The sequence below is a fragment of the Saccharopolyspora sp. NPDC049426 genome (assembly GCF_040676935.1).
Lineage (GTDB): Bacteria > Actinomycetota > Actinomycetes > Mycobacteriales > Pseudonocardiaceae > Saccharopolyspora.
On the sequence record NZ_JBFAPZ010000010.1, the window covers coordinates 27,236 to 38,701 of the forward strand.

Here is an 11,466-nt window from a genome sequence, read left to right on the forward strand (position 1 = left end):
CGGGGTGGCGTCTTTCGGCACGGGAGCGTCAGCTCGCGTCGCCGAGGACTTCGTCGATGCCGTCGCCGGTGCGCCAGTCCCGGAGCAGCCGCTGGAACACGGCCGGGCCGGGTCCGAAGGTGCGGCGGGGGCGGGCCGAGCCCTCGTTGTTGTAGTAGCCCGGCGTGCACTCCGCGTCGAACCAGCCGCGCTCGGGCGACGAGGCCTCGATCGTGGCGACCCAGTCCATTTCGGCGTCCACCGCGGGTTCGACGCACTTCACGCCGCGCTCGCGTGCTGCGGCGATGACCGCGCCGACGTGGATCGCCTGCTCGTCGAGCACGTGGACGAAGTTCACCGAGGGGGCGTTCTGCAGCGCTCCCAGGTGGAACAGGTTCGGAAAACCGTTGCTGCAGAAGCCGTGCAGCGTCCGGACGCCGGTCTCGCGCCAGGCGTCCAGCAGCCGCGTGCCGTCCCTGCCGTGGACCGGGAGGCGGCCGGTCATGACGTCGGACTTGCCGACCTCGAAGCCGGTCGCGAAGATCACGCAGTCCACTTCGTACTCCTGCCCGCCGACGACCACGGAGTTCTCCGTGAACCGCTCCACCCCGCCGTGGTCGGCGGTGTCGACCAGCGTGACGTTGGGCCGGTTGAACGCCTCGAGGTACTCGTCGCTGAAGGTGGGCCGCTTGCAGCCGTACCGGTACCAGGGCTTGAGCAGCTCGGCCGTGGCCGGGTCGTGCACGACCTCCTCGACCCTCGCGCGCAGGCGGTTCATCTTCTCGAAGTCGAGCAGTTCCTCGACCCGCTCCCACTCGTCGACGTCCCAGTCCGCGCGCGCGTCGGTGGCGATGATCTTGCCGAGCACGTTCGCACTCGCCGTCCAGGCGTCGTCGACGAGGTCGACCTCCGCCGGTTGCCCGGTCACGACGGCCTGGAAGTTCTCCCGTCGCCGCGCGTGCCAACCGGGTTCCAACGACGCCGCCCACTCCGGGTCTGTCGGGCGGTTGTCGCGCACATCCACAGAGGACGGCGTGCGCTGGAAGACCTGGAGCCGCGCCGCGTCCCGCGCGACGTGCGGGACGACCTGGATCGCGGTCGCACCGGTGCCGATGATCGCGACCCGCTTGTCGGCGAGCCCGTCCAGCCCGCCGTCCGGTCCGCCCCCGGTGTAGCCGTAGTCCCAGCGGCTGGTGTGGAAGGTGTGCCCGCGGAAGGACTCGATGCCCGGGATTCCCGGCAGCTTCGGGTGGTCGAGCGTGCCGTTGGAGACGACCACGTAGGCGGCCCGCATCTCGTCGCCCCGGTCGGTGCGCACGATCCACTCACCGTCGTCCCAGCGGAGCTCGGTGACACCCGTCTGGAAGCACGCGTCGCGGTAGAGGTCGAAGGTGCGGCCGATTGCCATCGCGTGCTGCCGGATCTCCTCCCCCGGTGAGTACTTCCACTTCGGCACGTACCCCACTTCCTCCAGCAGCGGGAGGTAGACGTAGGACTCGATGTCGCAGTGGATGCCCGGGTAGCGGTTCCAGTACCAGGTCCCGCCGAAGTCCCCGCCCTTCTCGATGATCCGGATCCGATCCAGCCCGGCCTGGCGCAGTCGCGCACCCGCGCACAGGCCGCCGAACCCGCCACCGAGCACGATCGCGTCGACCCGGCCGTGGAGCGGTTCCCTGCTGAGCTCCTCCGCGTGCGGATCCTCGGCGTAGTAGCCGAAGTTCCCCTCGGCCCGCGCGTACTGCCCGCTGCCGTCGGGCCGCACCCGGCGTTCACGCTCCGCGCGGTACCGCTGACGCAGCGCGTCGACCTCGTCATCGGAGAACTCGGGGATCGAGGGAGGGAGCGTCGACATCGCGGCCTTTCTCGCTGCGCGCCTGCGTCCACGGGGCGCGACGACCTTGGGTTTAAGTCAGGTGACTTATTCCAAGTTAGCACGTCGCGCCTCGGCGATCCGAACCAGAGCCGACACATCGGGCACGCTCGCAGCCAGGCGATCAGCCCATCGGCGAGGGAGATCGGTTCTCCGACCTGCTCTTGCGCAGGCCGTGGGCGCGCCGGGTCAACCAGTGGTTCAGGGCCAGCAGGAAGAAGGCGAGCAGCGCGAGGCTGAATTGGATCCACTCCGGCAAGATGACCTCCATGAGCGTCCGGTCAGCCGTGGTTCTCGCGCGGCGGTCCGGGGTTGCGGTGTTCCAGTGCGTACTCGGTGGCGATGCGGAGCAACATCTCCTTCTCCGTGCGCAGGAGCCTGTTCTCCTTGCGCAGCCATTCGAGTTCGCGACGTTCGGTCGCGGACAACTCGCCGGTCGTCATCGCAAGGGGTCGAAAGGCCGCACTGCGGCGGGACGTTCGCCGGTGACGATCTGCTCCGACAGCAGGCGCCCGGTGATCGGTCCGAGCGTGAGCCCCCACATCCCGTGCCCTCCGGCGATGTGGACGCCGGGCATCTTCGACGCCCCGATCAGCGGCAGGCCGTCCGCGGTGACCGGCCGGGGGCCGACCCACTCGTCGTGGCGGCCTTCCCAGTCCACGCCGCGCAGGAACGGCCGGGCGGACTGCACGATCGCCTCGATGCGGCGACCGTCGAGCGCCGCGTCGGGCGACCGGAACTCCATGGTGCCCGCCACGCGCAGACCACCCTGGTACGGCGTGCAGGCGACCCGCGCCGCGGGCAGGTAGATCGGGCCGACAACGGGTTCTTCCACGGGAAGGGTGAACGAATACCCGCGCCCGGCGCGCACTTGTCGCTTGACGCCGGCCTTCACCGCGAGCTCCGGCAGCCACGCACCCGTGGCCAGCACGACCGAATCCGCGGAGACGTAGTCGTTCTGCGTGGATTTCACGACCAGCCTGCCGCCGTCGCGGACGACGTCGCGCGCGGTGAACCCGGCGTGGATCCGCCCGCCTCGGCCCTCGACGGCCTCGGCGAGCGAGCGGGTGAACTCGCCCGGGTCGATGTAGCGCTGGCCCTCCACCCGCAGCGCGGTGCTCACCAGCGACGACAGCTGCGGGACCTCGGACGGGGCCGCGTCGGCGAACCAGATCTCCTGGCCTCCGAGGCGGGCGCGCTCGAACTCCTCCCGCAGTTCTCCTGCCTGCTCCGGCCTTTCGAAGGCGGCCACGATGGGGGCGGTCTTGGTGGGCGCACCGACGCCGCCCTTGGCGAGTTCGTCGAAGGCGTCGAGGCAGTCCGCGTTGAGGCCCGCCAGCGACCGCATGGACCGCTGCCAGGTGCGGTGCGTGCAGTTCCGCGCGAAGCCCGCGAGGAAGGCCCACAGGCCCGGGTCCGCGGTCCGGGGCACGTGCAGCGGGGCGTTGGGGTCGAACAACGAGCGCACGCCGTAGCGCAGCACGGCGGGTTCGGGCAGCGGAACGCTGAACGCCGGGGCGACGTAGCCCGCGTTTCCCCACGACGCGCCGGCGGCGACGCCGCTGCGATCCACGACCGTCACCTCGACGCCGCGCTCCTGCAGGAACCACGCGGTCGACAGTCCGACCACACCGGCGCCCACGACGACCGCGCCGCCCGCTGCAGACCCCATGACCACACTCCTTCTCGTCGCCACGAAGCATGCTCGACCAGGACGAGAACGACACTGTGGATTCCGCACAACCAATCAGTCCCCGGTTGTGCGGAATCCACTACTGCTCGGCGGCGAGAGCGATGACCAACGCCAGCCGGGTGTCCGGGTCCTCCAGGTCGAGGGCGCCCACCTGCGTCACCTTGCGCATCCGGTTGCGCACCGTGTTCGGGTGGATCTCCAGGCGAGCCGCCGCGGCGCCGAGGTCGCCCTGCACCTCCAGCCAGGTCCGCAGCGTCGTGATCAGCCGGGTTCCGTGCTCCAAGTCGTGCCGGCGCAGCTCGTCCACCGGACCGCGCGCGGGCGTGCGCCCGCCCGCGGCGACGTGCTGCAATCGGCGCAGCAGGATCTCGTGCCAGGAGTCGTCGTAGACCACGACGGGCGATCCCGCCGGTTTCGCGGCGTGAACCGCGAGGCTCTCGTCCGCCTCCCGCCTGCTGTCGACCAGTTCGTCCGAGCTGGCGGGGCCGCCGATCCCGGCGGAGACCGCCACGCCCTCGGGCATCTCGCGCGCGAGCGCCCGCACCCATTCGCGCGCGGCTTCACCGTCCTCGTGGGGCAGGATCGTGTAGACGGTGTTGGCGAACAGGGCGCTGCGCCCGGGCCGCGACCAGCCGAAACCCACGGTCGCGAGTTCGAAGACGAGCAGCGCCGCCGAGTCGTGCTCCCCCTGGTTGTGCGCCTGGACCGCGACGACGCGGAACCGGTCGCCGCGAAAACCGAGCCGGCTCAGCACGGTGACGACGTCGGAGTGGCCCTCGACCAGCCCGATCACCAGATCCGATTCGACCTGCCGCTCCAGGTCGGCGCTGGCGCGCGTGCGCAGCAGGTGCGCGGCGGCGGTGCGGGACGCCTGCACCAGGGCGGACTGGCGCTCGGCGTCCAAGGGCGAAGAGGTCCCGACCCAGATCGAGCCGAGCAGCGCCTTGCCCGCGCGGACGGCGACCACGGCCCGTCCTCGCCGGGCACCGGAGGGCTCGACGAACACCGGTTCGTCGGACTCGGCGAGGTGCTGGAACACCCCGCGCTCGCTGAGCTCGCGGCGGACCCCCTCCGGCACCCGCCTGCCCAGGATCGTTTCCAGCCTGGCCTGGTCGGCCGTCTCCTGGCGCTGCGAGTAGGCGAGCACGCCCGAGCGGTGGTCCTCGATCGTGACCGGACCGCCGACCGATTCGGCCAGCGCGTCCGCCAGCGCGAACAGGTCCGTCGGGCCCCGGCCCGCCTCGGTCTCGCGCCCTTCGAGCACCAGTCCGTAGACCACGCCCGCGAGCTGTCCCCAGGACACCGCGGGGTCGACGAGCAGCACCGCGACCTTCCTCTCGCCGGCGACGGCGAGCGCGCGCTCCTCGATCCGGTCGAGCCGGAACACCACGACCACCGCGCTGGTCTCCGACAGCACCTCCGCTGCGCGCTGCTCGTCGACACCGACGGCGAGCAGCACTTCATCACCACCCGGCACCTGCTCGTCAGGGTCGTGCAGCGCCACCGCCCGCAACTCGGTCGACCGGCTGCGCGGCGAGCACACCAGCCGCGCCCCGTACCCACCGAGGACGTTGATCAGTCGGTCCAGCTTGACCATGCACCCATGATCAGGCTTCGAGCGCCGAGCGCAGGGCCGGGGTCCTTCCAGCAGGGCCGGGTTGCTGATCGCCGAGGGCGGGAGGACCGCGGCGAGTGCGCTTGCACGTTCGGAGTACCGGGGGTCGGGGACTGGACAACTTGCACAGCGCGATGCTGCTGCCGCTCGGCAAAGCGGACAACCTGAGCAGTCGAGAATCGCACTGTTGCACTGTCGGGGACCCGGTGCGCACGCTTTCGTTCATGGACGACGCAGATCTCCGCGAGCTCTTCCGCCTGATGGTGGTGACGCGCCGCCTCGACGAGGAGGCGGTCGCGTTGCAGCGGCAGGGCGTGCTGCCCGCCTACGCTCCGGCCAGGGGCCAGGAGGCCGCTCAGATCGGGAGCGCGGCGGCGCTGGACCGCGCCCGCGACTTCGCCTTCCCCACCTACCGCGAGCTGGGCGCGGCGGTCGCGCTGGGGGTGGATCCGGTCGCCTACATGGCGATGCACCTCAACATCTGGCACGGCGGCCTCTACGACCCGAACGTCGCCCGCCTCGCGCCGCCGAACGCCGTCGTGGGCGGACCCGTGCTGCACGCCGTGGGCTGGGCGATGGGTGCGAAGCTGGACGGCACCGGCGGGGCCGCGCTGACCTACTTCGGTGATGGCGCCAGCTCGCAGGGCGACGTGCACGAGGCGATGAACTTCGCGGGCATCTACCGCTTGCCGGTGGTGTTCTTCTGCCAGAACAACGGCTGGGCGATCTCGCTGCCCACCGGTGACCAGGTCGCGGGCGGCTCGGTGGCGGCGCGCGCCGCCGGATACGGCATCGAAGGCCTGCGCGTGGACGGCAACGACGTCACCGCGGTGTTCGAGGCGACCCGGGCCGCGCTCGAACGCGGCCGCGCGGGCGGCGGGCCCACGGTGATCGAGGCGATGACCTACCGGCTCGGCCCGCACTCCACATCGGACGATCCGAGCCGCTACCGCAGCACCGAGGAGGAACGTCTCAGCGCCGAGCAGGACCCGATCACCCGGGCGATGCGATCGGTGCCCGCCGAGGAGATCGCCGACGCCGAGGAGCACGCAGCGGACGTCGTGCGCAAGACGACCGCCGGATTGCACGCCATGCAGTCGCCACCCGCCGACGAGCTGTTCAGCTTCGTCTACCGCGAGCCGACCACCGCCCTGCTCGATCAGCACCGCGCTTGGAAGGAGTCGCAGGATGCCTGAGCTTTCGCTGCAGCAGGCGCTCAACACCGCGCTGCGCCACGCCTGCGAGGACGACGACCGGGTGCTGATCTTCGGCGAGGACGTGGGCACGCTCGGCGGCGTGTTCCGGGTGACCGACGGCCTCCAGGACAAGTTCGGCGAGCAGCGGGTTTTCGACACCCCGCTGGCGGAGTCGGCGATCATGGGCATGTCGGTGGGGCTGGCGATGGCGGGCTGGCGCCCGGTTCCGGAGATCCAGTTCGACGGGTTCAGCTACCCGGCGATCGACCAGATCGTCAACCAGGTGGCCCGCATGCACTACCGCAGCCGGGGGACGCTGGGAATGCCGATCACGTTGCGGCTGCCCAGTTTCGGCGGGATCCGGGCACCGGAGCACCACGGTGAGAGCTTGGAGTCGCTGTTCGCGCACGTCCCCGGCCTCAAGGTCGTCTCGCCGTCGGGCCCTTCGGAGGGCTACCACCTGCTCCGCCAGGCGATCGCCGACCCGGACCCGGTGATCTTCATGGAGCCCAAGTCGCGCTACTGGCAGCGCGAGGACTTCGACCCGGCCGAGCCGGTGGAGGCGCTGCCGGTCGGTCGCAGCCGGGTGGTGCGCCGGGGCAGGCACGCCACGCTCGTCGCCTGGGGCGCGATGGTGTCGCGCTGCGAGCAGGTCGCCGAGCTCGCCGCGGAGGACGGCGTGGAGCTGGAGGTGCTGGACCTGCGCTGGCTCAAGCCGATCGACGCCGAAGGGCTGGGTGAATCGGTCGCCCGCACCCGCCGCGCCGTGGTCGTGCACGAGGCGCCGCTGACCGCCGGTCTGGGCGGCGAGGTGTCCGCGCTGATCACCGAGCGCTGCTTCGGAGAACTCCGCGCCCCCGTTCAGCGCGTCGCGGGCTTCGACGTGCCCTACCCGTCGGGGTCGCTGGAGGACGAGTACCTGCCCAGCGTCGACCGCATCCTGACCGCCGTGCAGACCGCATTGGAGTACCGCCGTGGCTGAAGTGACGTTCCCGCTGCCCGACCTCGGCGAAGGTCTGATCAGCGCCAGGGTCCTGGAATGGCTCGTGGCCGAGGGAGAGTGGGTGGAGCGCAACGCCCCGCTGGTGGAGCTGGAGACCACCAAGTCCGCGGTCGAGATCCCCTCACCGCAGAGCGGCCGGGTGTCGCGGCTGCACGTCGGCGAGGACGAGGAGCTCGCGGTCGGCGCCCCGCTGGTGACCTTCACCGTGGAGGACCACGCCGGCATCGTCGGCACGGTTCCGGTCGACCACAAGCCGCAACGACGCGTCCACCTGACGCCGCCGGAGGACTGACCGATGCCCGCGACCGCGCGTGACGGCGTGAAGCTCTGGTACGACGGCGAACCCGGTCCCCGGCCGGTGCTGCTCCTGCACGGGTTCGCCTCCGACTCGGAGCGGACGTGGGAGCGCACCGGCTGGCTCCGCGCGGTGGCCGATCGCGGCCACGTGGTCACCGACCTGCGCGGGCACGGCCACAGCGAACGCGCCACGACGGGCTACTCCCCCGACGACCTCGCCCGCGACGTCCTCGCCGTGCTCGACGCGGCGGAGGTGCCCGCGGTGGACGTGGTGACCTATTCGATGGGCGGTGTCGTCGGCTGGGCCCTGGCCCGGCTGGCCCCCGAGCGGGTCCGCGCCCTCGCGCTCGGCGGGATCGGAGGCGGCCCGGTCCAGCGCGAATCCATGCTCCGCGTCCAGCAGGCCCTCTCCGGCGAGGACCTCGGCCCGTGCATCGAAGGCATGGCGGGTCACCGCCTCTCCGGCCGGCCCCCGGCCCCCGTCCTGCTCGCCGCGGGGGACGACGACGAAGTGGCCGCGGACGCGCGCTCCTTCGCGACGGCCCTGAACGTCCCGTACGTCTCCCTGGGCCGTCGCAACCACTTCAACGCCGTGTCGAGCAGAACCTTCAAGACCTCGGCCCTGGAGTTCTTCGACGGCTGAGGAGCGGACTTCTCCGTTGCGCGAAGCGGAATTTCATGGCCTGCGCGGCGTGCGGTTAGCGTCCGAGCCATGGATGAGAACTTCCGGTCGGCCGGAGAGCTGGCGGCCGCGTTGCGCGCTGGTGAGGTGTCCTCGGCGGAACTGACCGAGGCGGCGATCGCCGGGATCGAGCGGGACGACGGGGAGATCAACGCGATCTGCGCGCCCGACTTCGATCGTGCTCGGGCGGCCGCGCGTCAGGCCGACCAGGCGCTCCACCGGCGCGAGGATCGGCCGCTGCTGGGCGTTCCGGTCACGGTCAAGGAGTCCTACGACGTGGCCGGGATGCCCACGACCTGGGGCATGCCGCAGCACCGGGACTTCGTACCGGCCCAGGACGCGGTGCAGGTGTCGCGACTCAAAGCCGCCGGTGCGGTGGTGCTCGGCAAGACGAACGTGCCGTTGGGCCTGCAGGACCTGCAGAGCTTCAACGAGATCCACGGCACCACCAACAACCCGTGGAACCACGGCCGCACGTCCGGCGGGTCCTCCGGCGGATCCGCGGCGGCCCTGGCGTCCGGGTTCGGTGCGCTGTCCATCGGCTCCGACCTCGCCGGTTCGCTGCGCACCCCCGCGCACTTCTGCGGCGTCTACGCCCACAAGCCGACCCTCGGACTAGCACCGACCCGCGGCATGGTCCCGCCGCCCGGACCCGCGTTGCCGGTCGAGCACGACCTCGCCGTCGCCGGTCCGATGGCGCGCACCGCCCGCGACCTCGCGCAACTTCTCGACGTCATGGCCGGACCGGACCCGCTGACGCTCGGCAAGGCGCACCACCTAACGCTGCCACCCGCGCGCCACGATCGGCTCCGCGACTTCCGGGTCCTGGTCCTCGACGAGCACCCGTTCATCGCGACGGGGGCCGCGGTGCGAGCAGGCGTGAACCGAGTTGCCGACGCGCTCGTCGCCGGAGGTGCCCGCGTCGAACGGCACAGCCCCCTGCTGCCCGATCTCGCTGAATCAGCCTCGCTCTACACACAACTGCTGTTCTCCGGCTCCGTCGCCCGCTTTCCCATCGACGCCTACGAACAGCTGCGGGCCCGCGCAGCCCGCCTGAGCGCGGAGGACCAGAGCCTCGACGCGGCGCGGCTGCGCGGGATGGTGTTGAGCCACCGCGAGTGGATCGAGGTGAACCACCGCCGCGAGCTCCACCGCCACGGCTGGCGGCAGCTGTTCGACGAGTTCGACGCCGTGGCGTGCCCGATCACGCCGACTCCCGCGTTCCCGCACGAACACGACCCCGACCTGCTGGACCGCCGGCTCGACATCGACGGCGTCGAGCACCCGTACTTCGACCAGCTCGTCTGGGCCGGTCTGGCCACCATGCCCGGCCTGCCCGCCACCGCGATTCCCGCGGGCCTGTCCCCCGAGGGACTACCAGTGGGAGTGCAGCTCATCGGTCCGACGTTCGAGGACCGCACCCCGCTGCGCCTGGCCGAACTGCTCGAAGACCAGATCGGCGGCTTCCAGACACCGAGACGAGGCGGGCAGCCACTCCGGTAAGCACCTGCGGCGCAACGAATTCCACCGACGACGGCAGGATCACCGGCCGTTGCTGAGGTGGTGTTCCAGCCACAGGGTGTGGACCGGGCCCGCTGCCAGTTCCGGGTCGTTGGTGAGTTCTCGGTGCAGGGCTGCCGTGCTGGCCACGCCTTCCACGTGGAACTCGGTGAGCGCTTGCCGGGCTCGGGCGTAGGCCTGGTCCCGGTCCGCGCCCCAGCAGATGATCTTCGCGATGAGCGAGTCGTAGAACGGGCTGATCCGGTCTCCCTGCGAGATGCCCGTGTCGACCCGGACGCCGGGTCCTCCCGGCAGTCGCAGGACGGTGATCTCGCCGGGTGTGGGGGCGAAATCGCGTTCCGGGTCCTCGGCGTTGATGCGCAGTTCGACGGCCGCGCCACGACGCTCGATCGAGGACTGGTCCATCGACAGCGCTTCGCCACCGGCGATGCGCAACTGCTCCGCGACGACGTCCACGCCGGTGATCGCCTCGGTGATCGGGTGCTCGACCTGGACCCGCGCGTTCATCTCGATGAAGTAGAAGTTGCCGTCACCGTCGACGAGGAACTCGACAGTGCCCGCACCCCGGTACCCCACGTGCTCGGCCAGCCGCACCGCCGCGGCGGTGATGGCCTGCCGGGTCTCCTCGTGCAGCGCCGGTGCCGGCGCCTCCTCGATGAGCTTCTGCCTGCGCCGCTGCACCGAGCAGTCCCGCTCGAAGAGGTGCACCACGTTGCCGTGGTCGTCGGCGAGGACCTGCACCTCCACGTGCCTGGCGTTGGCCACGGCGCGCTCCAGGTAGACCGCCGGGTCCCCGAACGCCGAACGCGCCTCCGCCTGAGCGGCGGGAAGTGCGTCCAGCAGACCGTCGAGGTCGTGGACCGGCCGGATGCCGCGTCCTCCGCCTCCTGCGGCCGCCTTGAGCAGCAACGGGAATCCGATCTCCGCGGCCAGCCGGGGTACGTCGGCCGGATCGTCGATCGGGTCGGTGCCGGGAACCACCGGAACACCGGCCGAGGCCGCCGCACCGCGCGCGGCCGCCTTGTCACCCATCTGCTCCAGGACCGCCGGTCGAGGACCGATGAACACCAGTCCCGCCTCGTCGATCGCCCTGGCGAAAGCACCGCTCTCGGAGAGGAAGCCGTAACCCGGGTGCACCGCATCGACCTCGGTGGCACGCGCCGCCTTGAGCAGCGCGTCCGGATCCAGGTAGGACTTCTGCGCGGCGGAACGACCGATGTGCACCGCATCATCGGCCATTCGAACCCATTTCGAGTGCTCGTCGGCGTCGGAGTAGACCGCCACCGCTTCGACACCCGCCACGTGGCACGCACGGATGATCCGAACCGCGATCTCGCCGCGGTTGGCCACCATCACTCGCCGCAGGCCGCTCATACGTCATCGACCTCGAACATCGTCTGGCCGATGTCCACCTCGTCACCGTCGTCGAGCAAGATCTTGCTGACCCGGCATTCGCGGTCGGCCTTGACCTCGTTGAAGGTCTTCATCACCTCGATGAGCCCGATCGTCTGCCCGGATCGCACCACGTTCCCGGGCTCGATGTACGGGTCCGATTCGGGCGATGGGCGCCGGTAGAAGACCCCGGGCATCTGAGCATCCACTGTGGACAT

Annotated in this window: 12 protein-coding genes; 5 read left to right on the forward strand and 7 right to left on the reverse strand. The window is 71.0% G+C overall.

Annotated elements, in window-relative coordinates; genetic code table 11:
* Positions 1-28 precede the first annotated feature (28 nt).
* The 5 genes from AB0J78_RS21690 to AB0J78_RS21710 form a co-directional block, all read right to left on the reverse strand.
* The gene (locus AB0J78_RS21690; protein WP_363791746.1) at positions 29-1,831 is read right to left on the reverse strand and encodes an NAD(P)/FAD-dependent oxidoreductase; all 1,803 of its coding nucleotides are present in this window, start codon (positions 1,829-1,831) and stop codon (positions 29-31) included.
* Between the two features lie 142 nt (positions 1,832-1,973).
* Positions 1,974-2,108 (reverse strand): hypothetical protein, encoded by a 135-nt coding sequence (locus tag AB0J78_RS21695; protein ID WP_363791748.1) that lies wholly within the window; start codon positions 2,106-2,108, stop codon positions 1,974-1,976.
* A gap of 22 nt (positions 2,109-2,130) precedes the next feature.
* Entirely contained in the window at positions 2,131-2,292 is a 162-nt protein-coding gene (locus tag AB0J78_RS21700) for a hypothetical protein (RefSeq protein ID WP_363791750.1), read from the reverse strand.
* Positions 2,289-3,521, reverse strand: a complete 1,233-nt coding sequence (locus AB0J78_RS21705) for an FAD-dependent oxidoreductase (RefSeq protein WP_363791752.1) — start codon at positions 3,519-3,521, stop codon at positions 2,289-2,291. Before AB0J78_RS21705 ends, AB0J78_RS21700 begins: the two co-directional genes overlap by 4 nt.
* A 100-nt stretch (positions 3,522-3,621) precedes the next feature.
* Positions 3,622-5,139: a helix-turn-helix domain-containing protein gene (locus AB0J78_RS21710; RefSeq protein ID WP_363791754.1), complete on the reverse strand. Its 1,518-nt coding sequence runs from the start codon at positions 5,137-5,139 to the stop codon at positions 3,622-3,624.
* 242 nt (positions 5,140-5,381) lie between these two features.
* On the opposite strand from AB0J78_RS21710, the gene AB0J78_RS21715 reads away from it, so the two are divergent.
* From AB0J78_RS21715 to AB0J78_RS21735, 5 genes are all read left to right on the forward strand, one after another.
* Complete coding sequence (locus tag AB0J78_RS21715; RefSeq protein WP_363791756.1) at positions 5,382-6,353, forward strand: thiamine pyrophosphate-dependent enzyme; 972 nt, start codon at positions 5,382-5,384, stop codon at positions 6,351-6,353.
* Positions 6,346-7,335, forward strand: coding sequence for an alpha-ketoacid dehydrogenase subunit beta (locus AB0J78_RS21720; RefSeq protein ID WP_363791758.1), 990 nt, complete (start codon positions 6,346-6,348; stop codon positions 7,333-7,335). The genes AB0J78_RS21715 and AB0J78_RS21720 overlap by 8 nt, the downstream gene beginning before the upstream one ends.
* Entirely contained in the window at positions 7,328-7,648 is a 321-nt protein-coding gene (locus AB0J78_RS21725) for a biotin/lipoyl-containing protein (protein WP_363791760.1), read from the forward strand. The genes AB0J78_RS21720 and AB0J78_RS21725 overlap by 8 nt, the downstream gene beginning before the upstream one ends.
* Before the next feature lie 3 nt (positions 7,649-7,651).
* Positions 7,652-8,296, forward strand: coding sequence for an alpha/beta hydrolase (locus tag AB0J78_RS21730; protein ID WP_363791762.1), 645 nt, complete (start codon positions 7,652-7,654; stop codon positions 8,294-8,296).
* Positions 8,297-8,365: 69 nt separating this feature from the next.
* The gene (locus AB0J78_RS21735) at positions 8,366-9,838 is read left to right on the forward strand and encodes an amidase (protein WP_363791764.1); all 1,473 of its coding nucleotides are present in this window, start codon (positions 8,366-8,368) and stop codon (positions 9,836-9,838) included.
* 39 nt (positions 9,839-9,877) lie between these two features.
* Here the strand turns inward: AB0J78_RS21735 and AB0J78_RS21740 are convergent, their stop codons facing one another.
* Positions 9,878-11,230 (reverse strand): acetyl-CoA carboxylase biotin carboxylase subunit, encoded by a 1,353-nt coding sequence (locus tag AB0J78_RS21740; protein ID WP_363791766.1) that lies wholly within the window; start codon positions 11,228-11,230, stop codon positions 9,878-9,880.
* Positions 11,227-11,466 carry an acetyl-CoA carboxylase gene (locus AB0J78_RS21745; RefSeq protein WP_363791769.1) on the reverse strand — a complete coding sequence of 80 codons (240 nt, stop codon included), beginning with the start codon at positions 11,464-11,466 and terminating at the stop codon, positions 11,227-11,229. Before AB0J78_RS21745 ends, AB0J78_RS21740 begins: the two co-directional genes overlap by 4 nt.

Coding starts and splice junctions, on each gene's coding strand:
- AB0J78_RS21690 (WP_363791746.1), bottom strand. CDS start 1,831: ATGTCGACGCTCCCTCCCTCGATCCCCGAGTTCTCCGATGACGAGGTC.
- AB0J78_RS21700 (WP_363791750.1), bottom strand. CDS start 2,292: ATGACGACCGGCGAGTTGTCCGCGACCGAACGTCGCGAACTCGAATGG.
- AB0J78_RS21705 (WP_363791752.1), bottom strand. CDS start 3,521: ATGGGGTCTGCAGCGGGCGGCGCGGTCGTCGTGGGCGCCGGTGTGGTC.
- AB0J78_RS21710 (WP_363791754.1), bottom strand. CDS start 5,139: ATGGTCAAGCTGGACCGACTGATCAACGTCCTCGGTGGGTACGGGGCG.
- AB0J78_RS21715 (WP_363791756.1), top strand. CDS start 5,382: ATGGACGACGCAGATCTCCGCGAGCTCTTCCGCCTGATGGTGGTGACG.
- AB0J78_RS21720 (WP_363791758.1), top strand. CDS start 6,346: ATGCCTGAGCTTTCGCTGCAGCAGGCGCTCAACACCGCGCTGCGCCAC.
- AB0J78_RS21730 (WP_363791762.1), top strand. CDS start 7,652: ATGCCCGCGACCGCGCGTGACGGCGTGAAGCTCTGGTACGACGGCGAA.
- AB0J78_RS21735 (WP_363791764.1), top strand. CDS start 8,366: ATGGATGAGAACTTCCGGTCGGCCGGAGAGCTGGCGGCCGCGTTGCGC.
- AB0J78_RS21740 (WP_363791766.1), bottom strand. CDS start 11,230: ATGAGCGGCCTGCGGCGAGTGATGGTGGCCAACCGCGGCGAGATCGCG.
- AB0J78_RS21745 (WP_363791769.1), bottom strand. CDS start 11,466: ATGTCCACAGTGGATGCTCAGATGCCCGGGGTCTTCTACCGGCGCCCA.